The 24,433-nt window shown below is 34.8% G+C and carries 21 protein-coding genes; 11 read left to right on the forward strand and 10 right to left on the reverse strand.

The window, feature by feature from the left end:
- Window positions 1–88: 88 nt before the first annotated feature.
- Window positions 89–2,236: a TonB-dependent receptor plug domain-containing protein gene (locus A9G17_RS02100; RefSeq protein ID WP_081301642.1), complete on the forward strand. Its 2,148-nt coding sequence runs from the start codon at window positions 89–91 to the stop codon at window positions 2,234–2,236.
- Between the two features lie 82 nt (window positions 2,237–2,318).
- On the opposite strand, the gene A9G17_RS02105 is transcribed toward A9G17_RS02100, so the two are convergent.
- Complete coding sequence (locus A9G17_RS02105) at window positions 2,319–2,648, reverse strand: nitrous oxide-stimulated promoter family protein (RefSeq protein WP_025315185.1); 330 nt, start codon at window positions 2,646–2,648, stop codon at window positions 2,319–2,321.
- A 72-nt stretch (window positions 2,649–2,720) separates the two neighbouring features.
- Here A9G17_RS02105 and A9G17_RS02110 point away from each other — a divergent pair, with 72 nt between their 5' ends.
- Window positions 2,721–3,551 carry a shikimate 5-dehydrogenase gene (locus tag A9G17_RS02110; protein ID WP_065737281.1) on the forward strand — a complete coding sequence of 277 codons (831 nt, stop codon included), beginning with the start codon at window positions 2,721–2,723 and terminating at the stop codon, window positions 3,549–3,551.
- A 76-nt stretch (window positions 3,552–3,627) separates the two neighbouring features.
- Here the strand turns inward: A9G17_RS02110 and ycaO are convergent, their stop codons facing one another.
- Window positions 3,628–5,394 (reverse strand): 30S ribosomal protein S12 methylthiotransferase accessory factor YcaO, encoded by a 1,767-nt coding sequence (gene ycaO, locus A9G17_RS02115; RefSeq protein ID WP_065737282.1) that lies wholly within the window; start codon window positions 5,392–5,394, stop codon window positions 3,628–3,630.
- A 128-nt stretch (window positions 5,395–5,522) separates the two neighbouring features.
- Here ycaO and A9G17_RS02120 point away from each other — a divergent pair, with 128 nt between their 5' ends.
- Entirely contained in the window at window positions 5,523–5,882 is a 360-nt protein-coding gene (locus A9G17_RS02120) for a DUF4282 domain-containing protein (protein ID WP_065737283.1), read from the forward strand.
- 106 nt (window positions 5,883–5,988) lie between these two features.
- Here the strand turns inward: A9G17_RS02120 and tsaD are convergent, their stop codons facing one another.
- From tsaD to coaE, 4 genes are read right to left on the reverse strand one after another with little or no spacing between them, the layout of a single operon-like run.
- On the reverse strand, window positions 5,989–7,014 hold the full coding sequence (tsaD, locus tag A9G17_RS02125) for a tRNA (adenosine(37)-N6)-threonylcarbamoyltransferase complex transferase subunit TsaD (protein ID WP_065737284.1): 1,026 nt from the start codon (window positions 7,012–7,014) through the stop codon (window positions 5,989–5,991).
- Window positions 7,014–7,232 (reverse strand): DNA gyrase inhibitor YacG, encoded by a 219-nt coding sequence (gene yacG / locus A9G17_RS02130; protein ID WP_065737285.1) that lies wholly within the window; start codon window positions 7,230–7,232, stop codon window positions 7,014–7,016. The genes tsaD and yacG overlap by 1 nt, the downstream gene beginning before the upstream one ends.
- 28 nt (window positions 7,233–7,260) lie before the next feature.
- Window positions 7,261–7,998: a cell division protein ZapD gene (gene zapD / locus A9G17_RS02135; RefSeq protein ID WP_065737286.1), complete on the reverse strand. Its 738-nt coding sequence runs from the start codon at window positions 7,996–7,998 to the stop codon at window positions 7,261–7,263.
- Window positions 7,999–8,000: 2 nt separating this feature from the next.
- Window positions 8,001–8,609 (reverse strand): dephospho-CoA kinase, encoded by a 609-nt coding sequence (gene coaE, locus A9G17_RS02140; RefSeq protein WP_065737287.1) that lies wholly within the window; start codon window positions 8,607–8,609, stop codon window positions 8,001–8,003.
- Window positions 8,610–9,014: 405 nt separating this feature from the next.
- Here coaE and lexA point away from each other — a divergent pair, with 405 nt between their 5' ends.
- Together lexA and A9G17_RS02150 are read left to right on the forward strand one after the other, a co-directional pair.
- A complete protein-coding gene (gene lexA / locus A9G17_RS02145; RefSeq protein WP_065737288.1) occupies window positions 9,015–9,641 on the forward strand; it encodes a transcriptional repressor LexA in 627 nt (208 codons plus the stop codon).
- A 51-nt stretch (window positions 9,642–9,692) separates the two neighbouring features.
- Window positions 9,693–10,064, forward strand: a complete 372-nt coding sequence (locus A9G17_RS02150) for a hypothetical protein (protein WP_065737289.1) — start codon at window positions 9,693–9,695, stop codon at window positions 10,062–10,064.
- Window positions 10,065–10,173: 109 nt separating this feature from the next.
- On the opposite strand, the gene hisM is transcribed toward A9G17_RS02150, so the two are convergent.
- From hisM to A9G17_RS02165, 3 genes are read right to left on the reverse strand one after another with little or no spacing between them, the layout of a single operon-like run.
- Complete coding sequence (hisM, locus tag A9G17_RS02155; protein ID WP_065737290.1) at window positions 10,174–10,878, reverse strand: histidine ABC transporter permease HisM; 705 nt, start codon at window positions 10,876–10,878, stop codon at window positions 10,174–10,176.
- Between the two features lie 16 nt (window positions 10,879–10,894).
- Window positions 10,895–11,578: an ABC transporter permease gene (locus A9G17_RS02160; protein WP_065737291.1), complete on the reverse strand. Its 684-nt coding sequence runs from the start codon at window positions 11,576–11,578 to the stop codon at window positions 10,895–10,897.
- Window positions 11,579–11,581: 3 nt separating this feature from the next.
- Entirely contained in the window at window positions 11,582–12,367 is a 786-nt protein-coding gene (locus tag A9G17_RS02165) for a lysine/arginine/ornithine ABC transporter substrate-binding protein (protein ID WP_065737292.1), read from the reverse strand.
- A gap of 855 nt (window positions 12,368–13,222) precedes the next feature.
- On the opposite strand from A9G17_RS02165, the gene argS reads away from it, so the two are divergent.
- Complete coding sequence (argS, locus tag A9G17_RS02170; protein ID WP_065737293.1) at window positions 13,223–14,956, forward strand: arginine--tRNA ligase; 1,734 nt, start codon at window positions 13,223–13,225, stop codon at window positions 14,954–14,956.
- Between the two features lie 120 nt (window positions 14,957–15,076).
- Here the strand turns inward: argS and A9G17_RS02175 are convergent, their stop codons facing one another.
- Window positions 15,077–15,370: a putative quinol monooxygenase gene (locus tag A9G17_RS02175; protein ID WP_065737294.1), complete on the reverse strand. Its 294-nt coding sequence runs from the start codon at window positions 15,368–15,370 to the stop codon at window positions 15,077–15,079.
- A gap of 579 nt (window positions 15,371–15,949) precedes the next feature.
- Between A9G17_RS02175 and A9G17_RS02180 the strand changes: the two genes are divergently transcribed.
- The 5 genes from A9G17_RS02180 to A9G17_RS02200 all read left to right on the forward strand — a co-directional run bounded on the left by A9G17_RS02180 (window position 15,950) and on the right by A9G17_RS02200 (window position 24,382).
- Complete coding sequence (locus A9G17_RS02180; protein WP_216354852.1) at window positions 15,950–16,969, forward strand: amidohydrolase family protein; 1,020 nt, start codon at window positions 15,950–15,952, stop codon at window positions 16,967–16,969.
- 553 nt (window positions 16,970–17,522) lie between these two features.
- On the forward strand, window positions 17,523–20,045 hold the full coding sequence (locus A9G17_RS02185) for a type VI secretion system Vgr family protein (protein WP_065737295.1): 2,523 nt from the start codon (window positions 17,523–17,525) through the stop codon (window positions 20,043–20,045).
- Between the two features lie 3 nt (window positions 20,046–20,048).
- The gene (locus A9G17_RS02190) at window positions 20,049–22,694 is read left to right on the forward strand and encodes a T6SS effector phospholipase Tle3 domain-containing protein (protein WP_065737296.1); all 2,646 of its coding nucleotides are present in this window, start codon (window positions 20,049–20,051) and stop codon (window positions 22,692–22,694) included.
- The gene (locus tag A9G17_RS02195; RefSeq protein ID WP_065737297.1) at window positions 22,684–23,484 is read left to right on the forward strand and encodes a T6SS immunity protein Tli3 family protein; all 801 of its coding nucleotides are present in this window, start codon (window positions 22,684–22,686) and stop codon (window positions 23,482–23,484) included. The genes A9G17_RS02190 and A9G17_RS02195 overlap by 11 nt, the downstream gene beginning before the upstream one ends.
- Entirely contained in the window at window positions 23,465–24,382 is a 918-nt protein-coding gene (locus tag A9G17_RS02200) for a T6SS immunity protein Tli3 family protein (RefSeq protein ID WP_065737298.1), read from the forward strand. The genes A9G17_RS02195 and A9G17_RS02200 overlap by 20 nt, the downstream gene beginning before the upstream one ends.
- The last annotated feature ends 51 nt before the right edge of the window (window positions 24,383–24,433 follow it).

Below are 24,433 nucleotides of genomic sequence, written 5' to 3' on the forward strand. Positions count from 1 at the left end.
TTTAATTATTTACACATTTAACAATAATGATTATCATTTACATTGAATTTACATAAATAATTTAAAGCTGTACAGGATAAAATAGATAATGAGAACAATTAGTACCAAAAATTTCATTAAACCAAGCTGTTATATAGCAATTTTAAATATCTGCTTTTGTGTGGATACTTTTGCAGAAGAGCGAAAAAACAATCCACAAGATACCATTATTGTTACAGCCGATCGTAATGAAAAAACTGTTTGGGATAGTTCAGTATCAGTCAGTGCAATCAATCGGGATGATATCGAAAAGCAAAATGGTGATTCTGTTGTTGAAGCATTACGTGATATTCCTGGAATTGAAATTACCGATAACGCTCTTGCAGGACGCAAACAGATCATGATCCGTGGTGAAGCGCCTTCACGCATTTTAATGTTAATTGATGGGCAAGAAGTAACTTATCATCGTTCCGGACACGGATCGAGTGCCGGTGTGTTAATTGATATGGAATCGGTTGAACGCATTGAGGTGATTAAAGGACCTCATTCTGTATTATACGGTTCACAAGCTATTGGTGGTGTGGTTAATTTTATTACACGTAAAGGTAGCAAAAATGGTTCTCCCATCAATGGTGATATGAAATTTATTTATAATCAATCGACAGATGGTTTTACTGAGATGGGCACCGTAAACGGTTCAATTGACGGTATTTTTGATTACCGTATTAGTGGAACTTATGCTGAAAATAATGATCGCAAAGCTTATCAAGGCAAACTACACAATACCGATTTTGGTAATAACAGTTTAAGTTCATGGTTTGGGCTTAATCTGGATAAACATAAATTGGGTATCTCACTAGATCGTTATAAACTTGATACTAAAACCTATACTGACAAAGATGATAATTCACCACAAGTTAAAGAATTCTGGGTAAAACTACCCAAATTACAACGAGAAAAAGTTGGATTGTTTTATGATTATGAAGCTAATGGTAATTTCTTAAAAAAACTTCATTATGATGCTTATGCACAAAAACTAAATCGTCAATTTAGAAATCATGTTGTAGTATCACCTGCACCTATTATGAATGTAACAACTAATACCGCCACTGATGATGAACAAAAAACGTATGGTATGACATTGCAATCAGATTTTGAGCTACGCAAGGATATGAATCTTATTACCGGTATGCAATATCAACAAGATAATGTCGATCAAGATTCACATAATGTCGTCGTATCAAAAATGCCTTCACCAAAAGCAAGTTATACACAACACAAATATCTAACCAATAAATGGCAACAATCAAGTATCTCACTCTTTGGCCAAAATGATTGGGCAATTACCGATGATATTTCTTGGAATATTGGCGCTCGCCAATATTGGGTACAATCAAAACTAAAAAAAGGTCACACGACAATCAATAAAGTTCCAGTTATAGGTGCAACGTCTTCCAATCATAAAATTGATGGCAAAAAGAAAGATCATGACAATAACTTCGTTGTATCGTCAGGTTTAACCTATTCTGGAATTGAAAATACTCAATTAAGGGCCTCTTTTGCCCAAGGATATGTTTATCCAACACTTTCACATCTTTATGCAGTCACTTCAGCAGCTTCGCAAACAATCTATGGCAATGCTAATTTAAAAGCTGAAAAATCAAATAACTACGAAATTGGGTTACGTTATAATAATAACCAATGGCTAATTGATGGGGCGATTTATTTTTCAGATGCAAAAGATTACATTACGCAAATGAATTGTAATGGTTCGGCGATTTGTGATGGCACATCTGGGCGAAATTACACTTATTACGGTAATGCCAATAAAGCCAAAACGCATGGTCTTGAATTGAGTATTGAATATTTAGAACTACCCGTTACCCCTTATCTAAAAGGCAATTATTTACATCGTAAAATTGAAACAGAAACCTATACAACTCATGATACTGGCAATCCACGCTTTACAGGAAATGCAGGGATAAAACATACTGCTTACTTTGATAAATTTGATATAGATTCCGATCTGTTTATGCGATTTGCGACCAAAGCCACACAACGTAGTGATTCATCGGTATATCATTACAGTGGTTGGTCAACACTCAATTTATCGGCAACAACTTCGTTCGGTTTAGATCGTCAATACCATATTGGGATAAATCTCAATAATATATTAAATAAGAACTATAGGACTGCTTATGAATCGATTCCTGCGGCTAAATTCCACGCTATAATTAGCGCAAGTATGAAATTTTAGATTGAAAGATTAACCTTGCTCACTCATTAGCGATTATGATCAACATCAAATCGTTTTGAGTGAGTAAAACAGATTAGTCACGCTATTTTCTAGTCAAATTTTTATACAAATGTTTAAATGCCATAATAGGATGATGGATAATCATTCGTGGTCCTGAAAAACGCATAACTTGTTTAATTTTCTGTTTATAATCCTTACGATAACAATGTTTAGGGCAACGCTCGCAGGTCGTTTTCTGCTCTCCAAAACGGCACATGGTTAAGCGTTGCATGGCATATTGCAATAAGTCGTTACATTCTTCACATAACTGATTAGATTTAGAGTGATGATGTTTGTTGCAATATAGATAAATCATTGCACTAACGGTTTTCTTTTCTTCTTGTATTTTGGGTCCAGTATTATTTGCAACCATAATCTTACATGTCAGATGAATAAAGTGTTAAAATAAATATGAATTTAACTATGATCACAAGGATTTGTTACAATGGCAAGAATTATTAATAAAGATACAACCGTCTGCATGTCCCTTTCAGCAAGACCTGGCAATTTCGGTACTCGTTTTCATAACTATTTATATGAACAACTTGATTTAAATTATCTCTATAAAGCTTTTACCACTAATAACTTAAAAGATGCGATTTATGGTATTAAAGCGTTAGCCATTCGTGGTTGCGCTATTTCAATGCCTTATAAAGAAGCTTGTATTGAGTTTATTGATGAATTGGATGATTCTGTAAAATCGATCCAATCAGTCAACACGATTGTTAATACTGATCACTATTTAAAGGCTTATAATACGGATTATATTGCTGTTGCTAAACTGATTGAAGAAAATCACATTGATAATAATACCCCTTTTGTATTAAAAGGAAGTGGTGGAATGGCCAATGCGGTGATTGGTGCCTTTTATGATGCAGGTTTTAAAAATGGAATAATTGCCGCACGCAACCAAACTAAAGGTGAAGCTTTAGCCAAGCGTTATGGTTATGCCTGGGTTAAAAATGAGCAAGACATCGCGCCTGAACAGGCAAAACTCATTATTAATGTAACACCAATTGGAATGCTAGGCGGTGCTGAAGCCAATGATTTGGCCTTTCCACAAACAATGATTGAAAATGCCGATATTGTATTTGATGTGGTTGCTCTGCCCGTAGAAACACCTATGATTAAATTCGCCAAATCACTTAATAAAACCATTATTTCGGGTGCAGATGTCGCTGTGATACAAGCACTGGAACAATTTGTGTTATACACAGGCGTTACGCCAAGCAAAGAGTTAGTGAAGCAAGCTGGGGATTTTGCTAGACAAGGCTAAATCATAAACTATTCCACCCGCTTTATGGGTGGAATAGTATCAAAAGTAGATGATTTACTCTTTAATAACTGAGCGCTTATAACATAGCTTGGTGTAATTTCTGGTACACGGACAATAACTTTTGATGCATTGCAAATTGTTGCAAATTGTTATTAGATGATTTATCCGCCGAGATTAAATCAGCTAACCCGAAAAACGTTTTTTCGCCATTAGCATATTGCCACATTTCATCAACACACTCTTTACCATACATTTTATAAAATGCATCTTGATAATGGTTGAACTGTTTTTTATCTCGCTCAAGAATAAAATTAACCAATGTTTGTAAGCAACGATAAGCATGATTGCGTTGAGGGGTAAAAATTGACTCGTTCATTTCTACTGTCCAGTCAATCCAAGCTTGAGCTTGCTCTAAATCTTTTGCTGCCAATGCCAACATCGCTTTGAGTTCACCAATACGCAACGTTAGCCAAGCATTATCCGGTCCAGTTGCAATACCGAGTAATTCTCGAACTCGGGCAAAATCATCTAAGCCCTCTTCATCCAATTGTTCAATAATATTCAGATACTGTTTAGCCGTCAGCTTTTCATAAGGCAATGACAAAATCAGATCTCGAAGATGAATCGCCATATTATTATTGGCAAGCAACAAATCTTCTGGTGGATAGATTTCTGACATACCAATCGCTAAAATTCGACAAGCATAGACTCCTAAATGCTCATAATCCATAATTAATACTTCGGTTTCATAGCGGTTAAAAATCGCCATTAAGTTTGCAAATTCCTGTTCTGTGGTTCCAGAAAAATCCCAATCCACAAATTCATAATCAGATTGTTGATTAAATAGATCCCAAGAAATTAAACCACTTGAATCAATAAAATGTGTTTCTAAATTACTCAAATCAGCAACATCATCGTTATCAAAGCTTGGTGGCGAAAATACATCAAGATCTTTCAAGCTACGACCTTGTAATAGTTCAGTAACGGTTCTTTCAAGGGCAACCCCAAAATTAGGATGCGCTCCAAACGACGCATAACTTGTACCATTTTGAGGATTAAATAACACGACACAAATTACTGGAAACTCGCCACCAAGAGACGCATCAAAGCAGTAAAGTGGGAAACCTTCATTTTCAAGTGTCTCTATCGCCGCTAATACCTCTGGGTAGCGATTAATTACATCAGTTGGAATAATTGGTAAACTAATGGCCTCAGCGATAATTTTATTTTTGGCAAAACGTTCAAAAATTTCTGATAACCCCTGCACTCGAGCTTCATTACGTGTATTACCCGCAGACATACCATTAGAAGCGTATAAATTAGCAATCAAATTTACAGGCACATAAACCGTTTTATGATCTGACTGTTGAACAAAAGGTAAAGCACATATTCCTCGTTCTGGATGACTTGATTGCAAATCAATTAAATCCATAGCCGTTAATTCACCATTGGGGTTGTAAAACTGAAGCAATTTTTCAGATAATAATCCTTCAGGTAAAAGCCCATCTTCAGAAATTGGGAACCATTTTTCTGTTGGATAATGTACAAAATCTGCATTGGCAGCATTTTCACCCAAATAAAAATCTGAAAAGAAATAGTTAGTCGATAATCGTTCAAAATACTCCCCTAGCGCTGACGCTAACGCAGCTTTTTTACTTGCTCCTTTACCATTGGCAAAGCAAAGCGGACATTCAGTATTTTGAATATGAACAGACCAAACATTTGGTACAGGGTTAAGCCAAGAGGCTTCTTTCACTTCTAAATTATAGTTAGCTAATTGTTGATGAAAATAGTTGATAGAATCTTCAAGGGCAGCGTCTTTGCCGGGGATAAAAGTTTTCATGTAGTTTCTCAAAAGTTTTTTTATATGATAAAAATATTGCTTTATTGGTAGATTTATTCTTAAATGTATACGCTATTGTTCTAAATTAAAAGTATTAATCATCAATAATTTTTAATTAAGGAAATAAAATGAAAAAAATAGTAAATTCTGAGAATTTTTCACTAGCCGACTTTTTCTTTTTCAAAAAAATGATCACTCCAGTATTCATCACTGTTATTTATTGGATAACATTAGTTTTTATCGCTATGGGCGGACTGGGTGTAATTTTTGCTAGTTTTGCAAGTTTTCAATACAGCTTTTTTGGTGGAATGTTTACGCTTATCAGCGGTATTGTTACTCTTGTAGTTGGAATTATTTCAGCCAGAATTGGTTTTGAATTAATATGTGTTTTATTTAATATTAACCGAAACATCGAAAAGTTAGCATTAAATAAAGATGATGATCCTAATAATAGTTCAGATGAACAAACTACAATTAGCCAAAATTAATTTTAGTTTTCAAGTCACATAAAAAGTGGGAAAAATTCCCACTTTAATAAAATCATTCCCTAAAAAAATTTAAAACGAATAACAGACCAACCATTAATAAATAACATTATGACACATTTAGCTCGCTTAACGGCCATCTTGGTCGGACATTAATTGCTAAATCGCTATACTGTTGTTGTTTTAGATGAATCATACCTGCATACGCAATCATAGCGCCATTATCTGTACAAAATTCTATGCGAGGGTAGTAAACCTGACCTTTACGTTGTGCCATCAGCTCAGCTAATTTATTACGTAATGTTTTGTTGGCACTTACCCCACCAGCAATCACTAAACGGTTAAAACCCGTTTGCTCAAGTGCTCGGCGAGATTTTATTAATAATGTATAGACTAACGCATCTTCAAACGCACGTGCAATATCGGCTTTAGTCTGTTCATCAAGCTCAATACTTTGGCTATACTGATGGATAGTATTGGCCGCAGCCGTTTTTAATCCCGAAAAGCTAAAATCCAGTCCAGGACGATCCGTCATTGGCCTTGGAAAATGGAATCGAGAAGAATCACCTTGTTCAGCTAATTTCGAAAGTTTAGCACCTCCTGGGTAGTCTAAACCAAGTAATTTAGCTGTTTTATCAAATGCTTCACCAGCGGCATCATCAATAGATTCGCCCATTAAGCGATATTGTCCAATACCAGTCACACTAATAAGCTGTGTATGCCCACCAGAAACAAGCAAAGCCACAAACGGATACTGCGGAGGATTATCTTCCAACATTGGTGCAAGTAAATGCCCTTCCATATGATGCACTGCTACAGCCGGAACATTCCAAGCATAGGCAAGAGAACGACCTATTGACGCTCCAACCATTAAAGCTCCCACTAAACCAGGCCCTGCAGTATAAGCAACACCATCAATATCCGCTGAGGTTAAGTTAGCCTCTTTTAATGCAGCTTGAATTAAAGGTACTGTTTTGCGAATATGATCACGTGAAGCCAGTTCAGGTACAACGCCACCATAATCAGCATGTAATTTAATTTGTGAATAAAGTTGGTTTGCGATCAAGCCTTGCTCATCATCGTAAATAGCAATACCTGTTTCATCACATGAAGTTTCAATTCCAAGTACTTTCATTAATGTTTACCTACATAATCGGAAAGGTCATCTTCACTCCAAAGATCTTGTTCAGATATCTCTTTATCTGCAATGCGGTGTTCTTCATTAGCCCACTCACCGAGATCGATAAGTTGACAACGTTTACTGCAAAACGGTCGATATATACTTTTGTCTGACCATTCAACATCCTTTTGACAAGTTGGACATTTGACAAATTGGATAGTTTCTTTATTCATTTAAACTCTTTTAAAATATTTAATAATGTTAACAACAAGCTAATTCAAATTCGATTGCTTCGGTATGGGTATTTTCACTCGCTTCGAGCGGTATAAATCGAATACTATAACGAGACATATGCCCAGAAACTTGCGGATATACATTTTTATCCAATGAAACACGAATTCGAATTAAATTAAACTCGCCATTGGTTTCTTGAAAAAAATTATTGTTATAAACAAATGGTTTAAATTCACCCATTTGCCGAATCATTTGCATACAACATGACAAAGCCTCATCAAGAATTGTCAAATGTTGTAACCAGTTTTGCACTTGCCTGTCGCGTTTCTCTTGTAACTGCTCTAACCATAGATAAAAGGATGGCAGATCAAAACTACAGCATCCTCCTGGGATCATTAAACGTTGACGAATCGCAGTAATAAAACGGTCATCTTTTAAGGCTTGCCCTAATCGCATAACCGAGTTGAATTTAACTAAGTAGGCATCAAATTGACTAATTAAATTATTTAATAACTCTTGATCGACACCGTCGATATTTACCCAAGATAAAAGTCTATTTTTTTGGGTCTCAATTTCCTTGATTAATTCACTTTTTACATCATTACGTTCAATGATTTCTAATAGTTCAGATAGAGCATGAAAAAATAAAAGCGCATTATTTTGATCAAAATGACTATGTAAATTTAATTGCTTTAATAAAAATTCAATACGTAACCATGTTCGCATCTTTTCATTTAGTGGATGTTCAAAAATAATCTTATCCATACTTAACCATTCTTCATATTAAAGTTATTTAGATATTGTTGATGCAATTTATTTACTTGTGCGGTTAATGAAGTCAAATCACCATTATTAACAATAATATCATCAGCATACGTTAATCGTTTTTGAGAAGAAATTTGTGACGATATCATTTTCTTTGCTAGCGATTCATCGATATTATCTCTTTGGATAAGTCGCTCTAATTGTAATTGTTCTGGCGTATCAACCATTAAGACTCTATCAGCAAAATTATGTAAATTATTCTCAACTAATAGGGGAACAACCCAAATTACATATGCAGCAGTTTGCTTGGCAATTTGGATTTGTGTTTGTTCTTGAATGATTGGATGTAACACATTATTTAGCCAAAGTCTTTCATGATCATTATTGAAGATAATTTCTCTTAATTGACTACGGTCTATCTCATTATTGGGTAATAAAATTTCTTGACTAAAATGTTTAATAATCAGCTTATATGCATCAGTTCCTATCTCAACAACTTGCCTAGCAATTACGTCAGCATCAATAATAGGCACACCTAACTGGGCAAAAAGGTTAGCGATGGTACTTTTACCGCTAGCGATTCCGCCACTCAGAGCTACAATATAAGGCATGAAATAGATTCCAAATCCAATCAAATAAAATTCTTCAAATAGTATATCATACAAGTGATTTTCATTACATACGCCAAATTATCTAAAAAGTAAAGAAAACAGCGAATTTTGTTTAGATATCATAAGCAACATTTTTTCAAAATAGCATTAGAATTTATCAACAAATTGATTTTAAAAAAATAATAAAACTATGTTATTTTTTATTACGCAATTGATTAAAATAAATAGGTGTTTTAAACAAATAATCTTTCAAATAGTGGAAAAAATAGTGTTTATTTTGCAAAAATAATCCCACTATTACTTTGAGTTATCATTATACCAAAAATAAATTTAATAAAATTGTTGGTTTTATATTTTTAGCTGTATATAATTACATACATCTGTATAAAAAAACAGGAATTAATAATGAGACCATTAACGGAACGCCAAAGACAGATTTATGATTTAATCAAAGATAATATTCAAACAACCGGCATGCCACCTACTCGAGCTGAAATTGCCCAAAAATTAGGATTTCGCTCAGCAAATGCAGCAGAAGAACACCTAAAAGCACTTGCCAAAAAAGGGGCAATTGAAATGATTGCCGGATCATCTCGAGGAATTCGTTTATTACTGGAAAGACAAGAGGAGCAAAATGATTTTCAAGGAATTCCATTAATTGGACAAGTTGCAGCAGGCTCGCCAATTTTGGCACAAGAACATATTGAAAGTCACTACCAAGTTGATCCATCCTTATTCAAACCTCATGCCGATTTTTTACTTAGAGTTCATGGTATGTCAATGAAAGACATCGGAATCATTGATGGTGATCTGCTTGCCGTACACAAAACGCAAGACGTAAAAAATGGGCAAGTCGTGGTTGCTCGCATTGATGATGAAGTAACGGTTAAAAGACTTTCACGCAAAGGTAAACATGTACAATTAATTGCCGAAAACGAAGAGTTCTCACCTATCGAAGTTGATCTTGAACAACAAAGTTTTGCAATTGAGGGAATTGCTGTTGGTATAATTCGTAATGGATCATGGATGTAAGAACAAAGTTAGTATAAAATGGCGAATAATTGTTAATTAGGAGATAACAATATGTGGCTATTTTGGTTATATGAATTTTTAGGATTTGTTGCAGTTATTTTACTTATCGTTGCTTACTGTCGTATTCGTAATCAAAGATTTTGGTCGTTTACTTGGAAATATTTAAAGTGGATATTATTGTCAATTGTTGGCGTCTGGTTGGTAATAGCCATACTTTGTCGAAATGATCTCTACAATGCCACTCATTGTTATTTTCGCGGAGTGAGTATGCATGCCCAAACAAAATATTCCATCTATTTGGGCGAATGTCAGATAGAAACACCAAGTGGCAGTTATGTACCGATCGATCGAACTCGAGCATTACCTGGCTCAAGTGACCACGGTAATCATGATGACATAAATGATTTCTATCCAACTAATTAAATAATTAAATCTTAAAAATCAGGCTATCACAACTATGATAACCTGATTTTTTTATTACGATAAAATCTTAATAACGCTGTTTTGTATATTTATGTTTAAAATAATGATACTAATAATGCTGATATGCTAAACAATACTTCTCTAACTTTTTAAAACCAAAGATTAATACAAAACTCACACAAAGATAGATAACTGCCGCGATACCAAACGCATGAAAAGGTTGATAGGTTTCAGCATAAATATCTCGAGCAATTTTCATTACATCTTGAACCGTTACCGTAAATGCCAGTGCCGTCGAATGTAACATAAAAATCACTTCATTACTGTAAGCAGGTAAAGCAATATGAAAGGCTCTTGGAAAGATAATGTATTGATATAATTGCCAACGATTAAAGCCTAATGCCGTTGCTGCTTCAATTTCACCGCTTGGCACATTGCGTATGGCCCCTGCAAAAACTTCAGTTGTATAAGCACAGGTATTAAGCGTGAAAGCCAAAATAGTACAATTCAAACCACTTTGAAAAAAATCGTCTAACCACTGGTGATCTTTAACAATGCTTAACGTATAAATTCCTGTATAAATCACAAGTAATTGTACATATAGCGGAGTGCCTCTAAAAACATAGGTGAATAACCAAATTGGCAGTTTGATAAATTTATTTGCACAATTACGCCCAATGGCTAAAAAAACAGACAAAATACCGCCAAACAAAACAGATAAAATTAAGATCCAAAGCGTCATAGCTAGGCCTGTAATATTATAGCCATCATTCCATAACAAAGCTTGCCAATAATCTTGAAGAATTTCTATCATTCTATAATGCTCTTTTTTATGATTTTGCTTTTGTTAGGCCGACTGAATAACGCCTATCTAGCCAATTTAATATAAGAATCGAAATAGTGGTAAAAAATAGATAAAAAGCCGCTGCGATTAATGCAAAAAATAACGGTTGATAAGTTGCTTCCCCTACTGTCTTAGTCGCTTTAACTAAATCAAATAGTCCTAATAGTGAAACCAACGCCGTTGCTTTCAATATAATGAGCCAATTATTAGCCATACCAGGAAGCGCAAAACGCATCATTAAAGGAAACATCACATAACGAAATACCTGCATCTGACTAAATCCAAGAGCTACCGCTGCATTTAGGGTATTTTTTGATACAGCTTGATAAGCACCGCGAAAGGTTTCCGTAAAGTACGCTCCATAAATAAATCCAAGCGTTAAAATACCCGCAACGAAGGGATTAACTTCAATAATATCGTCATTAAAAAAATCAGTTATATTATTGACTGCAAATTGCAAACCAAAAAAAATTAACATCATTAACACTAAATCAGGCACGCCTCGAATGACCGAAGTATAAATCTGACATATTAATCGCAATGATTTTAAATGTGACAATTTACCAAGTGCACAAATTACACCCAGTAAAACGGCAACTACTAAAGAAGCAATTGCCAATCCTATGGTAATTAATGCACCTTGAAAGATGAGTAAACTATAGCCCTGCATTACTTATTTCTTATTATAAACATCAAAATCAAAGTATTTATCGTTGATTTTTTTATAGGTGCCATCGGCTAAAATCTCAACAAGTGCTTTGTTAAAAGCTTCCTTAAGTTCATTGTCTTTTTTACGGAATCCTAAACCTACCCCAACATCAAAATATTTTTTATCGGTAAGTGCCTCACCTGCAAAAATAAAACCTTTTCCTTGAGGTTGTTTTAAAAATGCATAGCTTCCTGTTACTTCATCTTGTAGCGCCGCATCTAAACGCCCCGCTACTAAATCAGAAAAAACTTGTAACTGATTTTGATAAGGAACAATGGTCACTCCATTTGAGCGCCATACTTCATTAGCAAAATGTTCTTGTGAAGTGCCTTGTTCAATGCCGACTCGTTTCCCTTTTAATGACTCAATTGTCGGCAGGATATTGGTGCCTTCTTTTGTTATCAGACGTGATTTGGTAGCAAAAATTTCATCTGAAAAAGCAATCTGCTTTTTACGTTTTTCAGTCATCATCAATGATGATGAAATCATATCAATCTTTCTTGATAAAAGAGATGGAATTAACGCATCAAAGTCTGTTGTTTGAAAAACACACTTAACATTTGCTTTTTCACAAAGTGCTTTGGTTATTTCAATGTTAAACCCGGTAATTTCACCATTTTCATCAATGTAATCAAATGGAGCATAAGAAGTATCAGAACCTATTTTAATTGATTCAGGTAATGCCGCCTGACTGTTTAGGGATATGCTTAAAAAGACAATGCTAGATAATACTTTTATAAATTTTTTCATCCTAGTACTCATGTAATTTATTAAATAAGTAATATAACTGGTTATCGAAATTTTTAATAATAAAAAAATATTATTAACCTACTGCAAAATATAAGGATTTTCTTATAAAAAAGTATTCAATAAACGGAGCTTTTGTAATTTTAAACCAAAAACAAATGATCAATCTAATTTAATAAAAATATTAAAAATCAAATCACATTAAAAACGACAGTTATAACTTTGTAAAAATTATTCAGGAGTCTATACCGTTTCATTTTCTTAGCTTGAAATAATTGTTTAAAAGACTACTTATCATTGTTATTAAATGTAATGAGATAATTGATTACAGATTCTTTTAACCTATATGCACTAATCATCGAATACTAATAAATTTTCTATAGTATCCTTTACCTCAATAAATTAAAATTTTGTAAACAACAAAGTTGATTGCATAAAAACGGTTTACATAAATGTTTAAAAAAACATGATTAATTCACTTCCAAAACCGATCTTTTTTAGGTTTAAACCAAAAACAAATGAAAAGTCTAATATAATAAAAATATTAAAAATCAAATCGCATTAAAAACGACAGTTATAATTTTGTAAAAATTATTCAGGAGTGTATACCGTTTCATTTTCTTTTGTTTGAAGTAATAATTTATTTAATTAGTAAAAAACAGATGAGGTAATTAATGGATTGGTAGTTTGAATAACTTTTTGAAATCATGCATAAATTTTGTTATAAAAATAGCCATTGAGTCATTAAAAGCAGTCCCACTATTCTAAAAAAAGCCTTCAAAAAATAATCCTACAGTGACAATTTATCACTTTGTCGGTATCATATTCGACATTTTATTATAATCGATTAGGTTTAATGTGAATATTCAACAATTATTAACGCAACGCGTTTCGCAAGCAATGATTCTGGCTGGCGCCGATAACAACTGTGATGCTTTGATTAAGCAGTCGGCTAAAGTGCAATTTGGTGATTATCAAGCTAATGGTATTATGGCAACCGCCAAAAAACTAGGTATGCCACCAAGAGCATTGGCAGAAAAAGTTTTACAGCATTTAGATATTGATGATATTGCTGATAAAGTTGAAATTGCTGGTCCGGGTTTTATTAATATTTTTCTAAAAAACAGTTGGATTGCCGAGCAGAATGAAATCGCATTAAACAGTGATAAACTCAATATTACTTTACCTGCTAAGCCACAAACGATTGTGGTTGACTATTCAGCGCCAAACGTCGCTAAAGAGATGCACGTTGGCCATTTGCGTTCAACCATCATCGGTGATGCCAGTGTGCGGGTATTATCTTTCTTAGGTCACAATGTCATTCGAGCTAACCATGTCGGCGACTGGGGTACACAGTTTGGTATGTTGATTGCTTATCTTGAAAAGATGCAAAACGAACATGCTAATGATATGGAACTATCGGATTTAGAATCTTTCTATCGTGCAGCAAAAAAACATTATGATGAAGATGAAGTCTTTGCTGAAAAAGCTCGTAATTATGTGGTTAAATTACAAGGCGGTGATGAGTACTGTCGTGATATGTGGCGTAAGCTTGTTGATATTACCATGACACAAAACATCGCAACTTATAAACGATTAAATGTGACATTAACAGTTGAAGATACCATGGGCGAAAGCATTTATAACAGTATGCTACCGGGTATTGTTGCCGATCTTAAACAGAAAAAATTAGCGGTTGAGAGTGAAGGTGCCATTGTTGTATTTTTAGATGAGTATAAAAATAAAGAAGGCGAACCAATGGGCGTTATTATCCAAAAACGTGATGGTGGCTATCTGTATGCAACAACCGATATCGCTTGTGCAAAATACCGTTATGAAACGTTACACGCTGATCGTATTCTTTATTATACTGATTCTCGTCAACATCAACATTTAGAGCAAGTATGGACGATTGTACATAAGGCTAAATATGTTCCAGAATCATTAAAATTAGAACATCATATGTTTGGTATGATGCTTGGTAAAGATGGCAAACCATTTAAAACACGTTCGGGTGATACCGTAAAATTAAATGACTTGCTTGATGAAGCTTGTGAACGCGCAAGCTCTCTCATTCGTAGCAAAAATCCTGATCTGTCAGAAGCTGAACTTGCCCAAATCGTTGATGCCGTTGCTATCGGTGCTGTAAAATATGCAGATCTTTCCAAAAACCGTACTACCGATTATGTATTTGATTGGGATAATATGTTGTCGTTTGAAGGGAATACTGCGCCTTATTTACAGTATGCTTATACTCGAGTGCTGTCCGTGTTTAGAAAGTCTGATATTTCTGAAGACAGTTTAACGGGTGATATAATTTTGGACAGCGATAAAGAGCGCGCTTTAGCGACTCGTTTAATCCAATTTGATGAAACGCTCACTTCTGTAGCAAACGAAGGAACGCCACATGTGCTTTGTGCTTATCTTTATGAAATTGCAACGCTGTTTTCAAGTTTCTATGAAAACTGCCCTATTTTGACGGCTGAAAATGAAAGCTTGAAACAAAGCCGCTTAAAATTGGCTTCATTAACGGCTAAAACACTTAAAGTTGGTCTAGATATGTTAGGTATTAAAACCGTCGATAAGATGTAATTAAAAAGGTAGTCAGTGATAATTAAATAAAATTATCAAGCAAAAAATTCATCTAAAAGCCGCTGATAAAATTGTATTGGCGGCTTTTTTATAAAAATGTATCGTTTACCTAAAAAAAATTTAGAATTTAACAGGTTTAGCTACACAAATATCTAAACCGTCTACGTGATCTTTGGCAAACGTAGCAAACTCAACAAAATGTGGCGTTGCGTTATGACTGTCTATAGCAGCTTGTGAAGCCCATGTTTCAATTACTACATAAATATTAGGATTACTAATACTCTGATTAAGTTCATAATGGATGCAACCTGCTTCTTTTCGACTCTCTTCAACAAGTTTTTTAAAAATTGGTTGAAAGGCTTCGTAGGACTCTGGTTTAACTGTAATTGTAGCAATAATATTTAAATGGCTCATATAAACCTCTTGACGCTTAATATAGAAAATCTGGTTAAGAGTATAGCTGAAATTACCGATTAATAAAAAGAGATTACGAACATGATGTCTATTTTTAATTATTTCTACTCATCATTAATTACTCATATAGATTGTTTAAACACGAGTAAATGATGTCAGACATCCAATAAATTTTTCTATATTTATCTGAAAGTTGAAATATTGATTCACATAAAAATATCTCGATTTTTGGACTAATAAATCTTAATATAAAATATAGAGTTATATGCTAAAAATTGCCATAGCCCCAAAACCATCCTATAAAAACCGTGTGTTTAGTCTTATAAAAATCTAAAAAATAATACTTTAACCATTTCATTTATTTAGATATTTTCTAAAATTTTAAGCTTGCTATTAGCCCCAATTTGGTTAGAATTTCAATAGTTTTATAAACCAGTCTAGGTTAGCTTGATATGTTAAATTTTAATCAACAATATTTTCGTCCACAATTGTTGATGTTTTTAATCCTCCTTCATGGAGGATTTTTTTATCCACCATTTTTATTAAATCCCAAAAGTAATTGAATTATAGAGGCACATTATGACCGATAATAAAAAAATGTTATCCACCAGTCGAGATCAAAGTTTAAAAGCATATTTGATGAATAAAATAAAGCAAAATGGCGGTTGGGTTAACTCACATATGCATGCCGATCGTGCTTTTACCATAACGGTAGATAGTTTTGATGTGTACCAAAAACAGACCTTAATTGAAAAATGGGATACTTTAGATAAAGTTAAAGCATCAATGAGTGAAGATGATTACTATCGCCATTTTAGTATGGCGGTTGAACGTATGATTGAACAAGGTGTAACGGCAATGGGGTCATTTGTGGATATTGATCCAATTGCTGAAGAACGCGCTATTAGAGGCGCACTTCGAGCTCGCGAGACTTATAAAAATGACATTATCATTAAATTAGTCAATCAAACGCTTAAAGGTGTCATCGATAAAGAAGCTCGCTATTGGTTTGATAAAGGTGCTGATTTGGTTGATATCATTGGTGGCTTACCTCGCCGAGATGAACGTGATCATGGTAAAGGAATGGGATTAAAACATCTTGATGTTTTAATGCAAACGGGTAAATCATTGGGTAAAATGGTTCATGTTCACGTTGACCAATTTAACTCATCCGACGAAATCGAAACCGAACAACTCACCGATAAAACTTTAGAGCATGGCATGCATGGACGTGTCGTTGCCATTCACAGTATTTCAATCACAGCGCACAGCTTGGAATATCGTCAAAAACTTTATCAAAAAATGAAAGAAGCAAAAATGATGGTCATTGCTTGCCCATTTGCTTGGATTGATAGCCCACGCCGTGAAGAACAAGGCCCTACTCGTAACTCACTCACCCCCGTTGACGAACTTGCCTCAGCCGGGATTCCCGTTGCCATTGGTACCGATAATATTAGTGATTATATGCTTCCATTTTCAACCGGCAATATGTGGGAAGAACTTAAACTACTTGTTACCGGCTGCCGCTATACCGATTTGGATAATGTGGTAAATGTAGCAACCAAAAATGGACGAATGGTATTAGGACTGGAAAAATAAATCGCCTTTTATAAATAAAAATCTCGCCAAAAATAATAAAACTATGGTGAGATTTTTATGGATATTATCTCATTTTAGAAGGCTTCTTTTTCAACTTTGAATCAACATGTAATGTTCATTATCAAAACGATTTGATTTTTCACGATTAATGGTTTAGTAGAATATACGTGATTATGTCTATTTTTTTGATAGATTAAATAGTATAAATCTCAGCATACTTTATAAAATCCATGTTAATTTGACCGATTTTTTGTTAAATATTGGATATTACAACCATAATTAATCTCATTTAAAATTAATTCAATATTTCAATAAAATAAAAGATATGTACTTAACTATTCGAATTTTTTTATTAAAGCGATCTGTAGCTTTTTCCTTTTAAGTTTTAGGATAATAAAAAACTAAGTCGTATCACTTATCAATCGTTTTAATTATAAGAAACAATCAAATATATTAGACTAACCCATTGACAATAGACAATTTTAACGTATCTTATTTACAAAAATTCACATAATTTGATGTGAAAAAGTAAAGATAAGTATAAGAGACAAAAATGGATAGGATAAATTCCTTAATAAATGGAATTGCTTCATTAGCAACTGATAGTCAACTCAATCACTATAGCCTGTCAATTGATCAACTTGATGAGCTCACAATTCTCTCAATTTACTCCATTAACGGGCAAGAGTCATTGAATGAACCTTGGCATTACGAAATAACATTTACCAGTACCAATAAACAAATCGACATTAGCTCAATACTTAATCAACCTGCTTTGCTTACCTTTCATGCACCAGATCCTATAAAACAACTTATTCAAGTCAGTTCGCTAACCCCTCCAGCACAAAATAGGACAATATATGGTGTTATTACTGAATTTAGCTTGATATCAGTAAGTAAGGATGAAGCTCGTTATCAAGTCAGATTAAATTCACGCTTAGCCTTACTAGCCAATGAACATCGGTGTGCTATCTATCAAAATAAAAGCGTAGTTGATGTTGTAGAAGATGTTTTACGTTCCCATGGATTTACTGGTATTGAATATCGCCTAGAACTGAAAAACTCCTATCCTGCTCGTGAATTTATTACTCAATGGCAAGAAAGTGACCTTGTTTTTATTCAGCGTATTTTAGCCGATATTGGGATTTGGTTTCGTTTTGAAACACATGTACAGCACTCTTGTGATGTCATGGTTATCAGTGATTACGAACAAGGATTTGATAATAAAGGACACTTGCCTTTTAAACCGCCTAGCGGCATGAATGATGTTCAACAAAACAGTATTTGGAATTTACAATTTAAAAGTAAAACCAAACAACAACAAGTATCAGTTAATGATTATAATTATCGCGCCGCCGAGAGTAATCTAAAATCTAACGTTAATACCCAAATTAAGGACACCACTACTTATGGCAATGATTACCGCTATGGTGAACACTATAAGCAAAAAGGTAGTTCAAACACAGTAGAAAGTGGCCATTGGTATGCGCAAATCCGTCATGAATATTACATCAGTGATAAAATCATTATCCGTGGTGAGTGTAATGATTATCAATTAATGCCAGGGCAAATAATTACCGTTGATGAAAGTCCAATTAATCATATTCAAAAAGGGATTATAATCCTATCGACGCAGAGTTATGCAGACCGAAGCTCATCTTACAAAACCCATTTTACTGCTATTCCATTTGAAGAATTAAAACCCTACCGGCCTGCTCCAGTTGCTTGGCCAAAGGTGAGTGGAACCTTGCCAGCCAGAGTCACCAGCCCAGATAATGATATCTACGGTTACATTGATACTCAAGGTCGTTATCGTGTTAAATTCGATTTTGATTTAACCGAATGGAAGAAAGGTGAAGAAAGCTTATGGGTTAGACTCGCTAAACCTTATGCGGGTGATACTTATGGGTTCCACTTCCCGCTTATAGATGGCACAGAAGTGGCGATCGGTTTTACTTCTGGCAATCCAGATAGACCTTATATTGCTCATGCAATGCATGACAGCAGCAATCCGGATCACGTTTCGACCAGTAACAAACACCGTAATGTAATTCGAACACCTGCCAATAATAAACTGCGCATGGATGATAAGCGTGAGCAAGAACACATCAAATTAGCCACCGAATATGGTAAAACTCAGCTTAACCTTGGGCATTTAGTAAATAATAAAAAACAACAACGTGGCGAAGGGTTTGAACTTAGGACCGATGAGTTTGGAGCAATAAGAGCCAGTAAAGGTGTTTATCTTACAACCATAAGCCAAGAAAAAGCGACTGGTGAACAGCTTGAAATGAAAGGTACCGTTAAACAGATTGAAAAGTCTCTTGATATATCTCAAGCGTTGATCGGTTGCGGCAAAGTGAGTGGCGCTGAACTAGCCGAAATAACCGAACAGCAAGCATTATTCGATGCCAGTAATCAATTACAGGAATCTACCGTTGTTATTCATGGTGAACAAGGGATCACACAAATTTCGCCCAGAAGCATTCAACATGCTGCAAATGAAAATATTATTGCTACCGCAGGTAACAATGCAAGCATCAATATTTTTAAAAAGCTCTCTATGGCAGCAGGTGAAATGATATCTCTTTTTGCCCATAAGTTAGGAATAAAACTTATTGCTGCTTCAGGACGAGTTCAAATTCAAGCCCAATCCGATGAAATGGAATTAACTGCCCAAAAAAATATGTTTATCACTAGCTGTGCAGGTAAAATTACCATTAATGCCCAAAATGAACTGCTACTGCTTAGTGGTGGTGGCGGAATTCGTATCAAAAATGGCACTATCGAAATGATAGCACCAACCAGCATATTACAAAAAACGGCAGTTTTATCTTACAGTGGTCCTGAAAGTATAAAAGAAGCGGTACCTTCATTTGAAAAAGGCAGTCTTGCCCGAAAATTCAAATTGCACTTTAATGATTCACCCTCACAGGTGCTAAAAAATCAACCGTATCGTATCCACTTCAATGACGGAAGTACGCAAGATGGTATAACCGATGAGAATGGAGAAACAGAAATCATTCCAATGACAGAATTAGAACAAATAAAAATAGAAATATTAAAAAAGGAATAGGTTATGCCTGATTTTGATAACTTAAAAGGAAACAATATCTCGGATAGTACTACAGGACTTCCCCCTGAATCGGGAGCCATGTTAACAAGTAATATAGAAGCATCACGCCCTTTACCCTGTGTTGTAATATTAATTCATGGCGTAAATGATGTTGGAGAAGCGTTTGAAAATCAAGATAAAATGATTTGCGAAGGTTTAAATCGTCGTTTAGGTCGTAAAGATTTAAAACCTAACAAATGGCGATGGGCGCAAACAAGTGCTGATGATTTTTCGCCACGAATCCAGATGTTGCCAGAATGGCAAGAAAATGTTGATCAAATAAAACCGCCTTTAAAACCGAAAACGGTAAAACATAAAAGTTATTCACCTATTATTCCCTTTACCTGGGGATACAGACCAGTTGACGAAGAGACCTATAAACAAGAACAGATCGCCTATTACAAAAGATTACAGGATAGCAATGTTAAAGATCCTGAATTACCCTACAATAGCTATTGGGTTGAACGCAACTACCATCTCAAAACTGATAATATAGAGGTCAATAAACTTAATTGCGACAAATTTGGTAACTGGATCGATTACCTTTATCGACGTAATGGCGGGCCTTTCGCCAATGCAACCACTTGTATACCCGATATGTATGGTCCGGGAATGGCTGGCTTTTTAGGATCTGCTGGCGAGCTAGCTACACCAAAGGGGGCAAGAAGCTATCTAAACCCACATCGTATCTATTATGCCTTTGCAGCCCATCGTTTGGCGAAGTTAATCAAACAGATTAGAAAGGATACCGAAGGTCAAAATATTCCAATTAATATAGTTGCCCACAGTCAAGGCACTATTATTACCATGTTAGCCAATCTAATTTTAGCCAATGATAAAAGCGAGCCACTACCTGCTGATTGCGTGATTTTGGCGCATTCACCCTATGCTTTTGAGCCAACTTTAGCTGAAATAGTTTCCAAAGATCTATCTATGGGGGTTCAATCACAATACGGGCGAGAGCAAACATTTATTAATTTTGTTGATCAAATGCATAATTTTCAAACAGATCGAAGATCAAAAAAGTTCAATCCAGAAAATTTGATAGAAACAGGGGTAATAAATACTGCAATTGACGATAGTGAACTTTATACCCAAGCGGATGGAACTAAAAAGCAGTATGATAGACTTGGCGATGATGTAGAACTGTTTTATCGCGATAACTTTGGTAAAGTGTATCAATACTTTAGTCCCAATGATCATGTAGTATCGTTATGGAATGTTCAAGGCATGGGTTGGCAAGGTATTCCCGATAATATTTTTAAACAGTGTAAACATCAAAACCTTAAACAACGAATTTTTAGTCATGGTCATATCGTTGGTAATGATCCTAAAAATAAAGAAGTAAAAATTCCTCTTATTCTTATTGAGGTACAAGAAAAAGATTACCCAAGTTATATTAGTGTGAAGGATTATCAACAACGTCGTGGGGCTAAAACCTATTACGGAGTAAACATACCGGTTGTGTTACTTTCAGAACAGTTAACTAAATTAATTCAAGAACCCTTATTCAAAGGGCATGATGGATTTTTTAGTCATGGCTGTTATGCAAATGAAGGTCAATCAATTCATGTGCATTATATACCTTCTAACGAAGAAATAAAACGAGATTATCCGGAACTTGTTTATCAAAAGACTAGTTCTGGTCAATTAGAGTCAGATTGTATAGATTATGAAATAAATGAAAATTCAAATAAAAATCCAAAGCTATCAGCATCTGATCTTTACGGTAAATCAGTGTATGAATGTAATACAGTAACAACAGGTGGCTTAACAACTGCACCTTATATATTAACCACCCGATTGATTAATGGTGAGCCCGTTCCGGAAACCATGATCTACACAGTAGATAAACCAAGTGGCAAAACAAAGTTAAGCAGAGCCATCCACTATAATGATATTTATAATAGTGATAACCAATTTGTTGAACATTTTGAAAAAAAATTAAATTATCAAATCATTGATCGACCTGATTATATACCTGAAAAAAAAATAGATGAAAAGGATATTTCATCGCCTTTTATCACTGATGAACTCCAATTAAAAAAATTGCTCGACGAGCATCCTGAATGGGATAGAGGCATAGAGTCCGCAAGTTATATGGTCAAGCGGGAAAATAAAATATTAGTGATTTACCGTAATCCACAAAAACAAATTGAGTCCGAAATAGGTAAAGAAGTAGACGAAAAAGAGGATACCAGTTCTCACCATTCGGGCATAACCAACAGTTTGGAAGCGCCAGCTAAAATCATGGCTTATGATCTGGCAATTGGGGTTGTTGAAAATATTAGTGAATCACATCAAACATTATTAAATAGTTGGCGGGTACTGGCTGATTGGCGCCACCCTGAAAATACCGATCCCGAAACCTTTCAATATGTTCATAAGGGGATACTACCTAAAGAGTTAAAAACAGCCATGAACTATCCAAATCGACATATGCCAGAAGATGAAAAATTAGTTGTCAACCATTTTTACCACAGCATGCCAAATAGGATACTTAAACCAATAAAAGAAGAATTGGAAAAACCAAAATACCAAAAATTAACCGAACCACCACAATGGGTGTTTCCCGATCCTGACTTAAAAGGAGTTTCTGATGTTGATTAGTTATTTACTACTGAGTTTAGCATTATTTCTATTTTGTTTTTTTAAACGTTGGCATCTTTTTTGTTGGTTAAGTTACAGCGTTTTTTTGGTCTGTTTTTTGGCAATTATCCCTTTACCGGGTGAAGATAAAGTTAAATATACAGCCCCTACCCAAGTTGTGTTCCGTTTTGATGAGCACCGGTTTATTCAACTTACTGGCTATGGTTGCCAAGGGCGAATGTACTATGTTGATGATCAAAAGCAGATCTATTACGAATTAGCTCGGCACTCTGCAGAAGTTTTAACCGAGCCTTTTGCCCATATGCCTGAAGATTATATCTTTGTACCTTTAAGTGACTATTCTGCTATAGATTTTTCCCAGGATGGTGGACACTCTTTCGAAACCATTCATATTGAAACGTATGAGGGTATGGGAAGTTATCAACCTACTTATCATACCGTAGAAAACATTGTGGTTATGAATAATCAATTTTTCTTAAAAGATAAAAATCGAGGTATTTACCGTTCACCCAAACCTATCGGTTCGGCATTTACGGTATTGTCGGCGACTAACGAGAAATATTTAGAAGGTCACAGACAATATAAGGGGTATCGTTGGACAGATCAACCTCAAACTATGCCAATCATGCCTGCCAATTATCCTGGTTGGCAGCGATGGCAGTGTGATCCTAGCTTAAAACAACCGATAACCGTCTATAACCGTTATGAGCCACTTATTAAATTACAAGCCCAATTACGCCATCTATTAGGCGTCACAGAGGAGGCAAAGCATGAAAAAGAAACTAATTAAATTGTTGATCTGTTGCATTGTCATTCCTGGCGGTTTATGGGCTTTTATCATTAACTTTGGTTCAAATTTACCAGAAAGATATGAAGAAACAACGGGACTGGATATTCCAATGCCTGAGCCAAGAGAAGGTTATGAAATTATTTATCCAGAAGTTATTAAAACAAGTAATCCCAACTATACAGCTTCATTTTATTATATAAGTAAAAAACGTCAGGTTATTTACCGTTATGATGCAGATCGTTATTTAGAGCTGCAAGGTGAAAACTGTGAAGGATTAATTTGGTACCACGATCAGGCCAAAAATATTCATACACGTATTGACAAAGTCTTTTTTACTCGCGATAGGTTACCAAAATTTAACTATTACAACCCGGGTAAAGACTATATTGGCATTCCAACCGACGATATGTCAGCAATAGCGTTTTCAATTGATAGCGGTAAAACTTTTTATGTTGGCAACGTGACCAGTTTTGCAGCTAAACCCAGTGAGCAAGTCGAGCGTTTTATTGGTGTTGATGATAGTCCACTTACACTTGAGTTTTCAGATTCAGACATTAAAAAAGGGTTAGGTTATTTTAAAAATAAAATTACTATTTCTGGCAATACAGGCAATTTTATCCTGAAAAACGATGTACTGTTTGGGGAAACAGTATTTTATGAACGGATGGGGTTAAACCCTAGACAATTTTATCATTCATTAAATGGTATCGACACCAAAGCAGATATTAATTTATACCTTAAAGGTAAAAACATGTCAGAAATTCAACAATTTGGTTCATACTGGGAAATTTATTATAAACCCGCTTATATAGAACGAATAACTGGCGCGCGTAATATTAAACTTGAACCCTATCAAGGTTGGGACAAAATACGTTGTGAAATTGGGGCAGAAAAATAATTCTAATATTGACACACAAGCCGATAAAAGTGTCAAGCTAACTATTATTGA

This window comes from Gilliamella sp. wkB7 (assembly GCF_001693435.1).
In the GTDB taxonomy this organism is placed as follows: Bacteria; Pseudomonadota; Gammaproteobacteria; order Enterobacterales; family Orbaceae; genus Gilliamella; species Gilliamella apicola_N.

Excerpts from the sequence above, each read along its gene's own strand:
- A9G17_RS02100 (WP_081301642.1), top strand. The coding sequence starts at position 89 with ATGAGAACAATTAGTACCAAAAATTTCATTAAACCAAGCTGTTATATA.
- A9G17_RS02105 (WP_025315185.1), bottom strand. The coding sequence starts at position 2,648 with ATGGTTGCAAATAATACTGGACCCAAAATACAAGAAGAAAAGAAAACC.
- A9G17_RS02110 (WP_065737281.1), top strand. The coding sequence starts at position 2,721 with ATGGCAAGAATTATTAATAAAGATACAACCGTCTGCATGTCCCTTTCA.
- ycaO (WP_065737282.1), bottom strand. The coding sequence starts at position 5,394 with ATGAAAACTTTTATCCCCGGCAAAGACGCTGCCCTTGAAGATTCTATC.
- A9G17_RS02120 (WP_065737283.1), top strand. The coding sequence starts at position 5,523 with ATGAAAAAAATAGTAAATTCTGAGAATTTTTCACTAGCCGACTTTTTC.
- tsaD (WP_065737284.1), bottom strand. The coding sequence starts at position 7,014 with ATGAAAGTACTTGGAATTGAAACTTCATGTGATGAAACAGGTATTGCT.
- yacG (WP_065737285.1), bottom strand. The coding sequence starts at position 7,232 with ATGAATAAAGAAACTATCCAATTTGTCAAATGTCCAACTTGTCAAAAG.
- zapD (WP_065737286.1), bottom strand. The coding sequence starts at position 7,998 with ATGGATAAGATTATTTTTGAACATCCACTAAATGAAAAGATGCGAACA.
- coaE (WP_065737287.1), bottom strand. The coding sequence starts at position 8,609 with ATGCCTTATATTGTAGCTCTGAGTGGCGGAATCGCTAGCGGTAAAAGT.
- lexA (WP_065737288.1), top strand. The coding sequence starts at position 9,015 with ATGAGACCATTAACGGAACGCCAAAGACAGATTTATGATTTAATCAAA.
- A9G17_RS02150 (WP_065737289.1), top strand. The coding sequence starts at position 9,693 with ATGTGGCTATTTTGGTTATATGAATTTTTAGGATTTGTTGCAGTTATT.
- hisM (WP_065737290.1), bottom strand. The coding sequence starts at position 10,878 with ATGATAGAAATTCTTCAAGATTATTGGCAAGCTTTGTTATGGAATGAT.
- A9G17_RS02160 (WP_065737291.1), bottom strand. The coding sequence starts at position 11,578 with ATGCAGGGCTATAGTTTACTCATCTTTCAAGGTGCATTAATTACCATA.
- A9G17_RS02165 (WP_065737292.1), bottom strand. The coding sequence starts at position 12,367 with ATGAAAAAATTTATAAAAGTATTATCTAGCATTGTCTTTTTAAGCATA.
- A9G17_RS02175 (WP_065737294.1), bottom strand. The coding sequence starts at position 15,370 with ATGAGCCATTTAAATATTATTGCTACAATTACAGTTAAACCAGAGTCC.
- A9G17_RS02180 (WP_216354852.1), top strand. The coding sequence starts at position 15,950 with ATGACCGATAATAAAAAAATGTTATCCACCAGTCGAGATCAAAGTTTA.
- A9G17_RS02185 (WP_065737295.1), top strand. The coding sequence starts at position 17,523 with ATGGATAGGATAAATTCCTTAATAAATGGAATTGCTTCATTAGCAACT.
- A9G17_RS02190 (WP_065737296.1), top strand. The coding sequence starts at position 20,049 with ATGCCTGATTTTGATAACTTAAAAGGAAACAATATCTCGGATAGTACT.
- A9G17_RS02195 (WP_065737297.1), top strand. The coding sequence starts at position 22,684 with ATGTTGATTAGTTATTTACTACTGAGTTTAGCATTATTTCTATTTTGT.
- A9G17_RS02200 (WP_065737298.1), top strand. The coding sequence starts at position 23,465 with ATGAAAAAGAAACTAATTAAATTGTTGATCTGTTGCATTGTCATTCCT.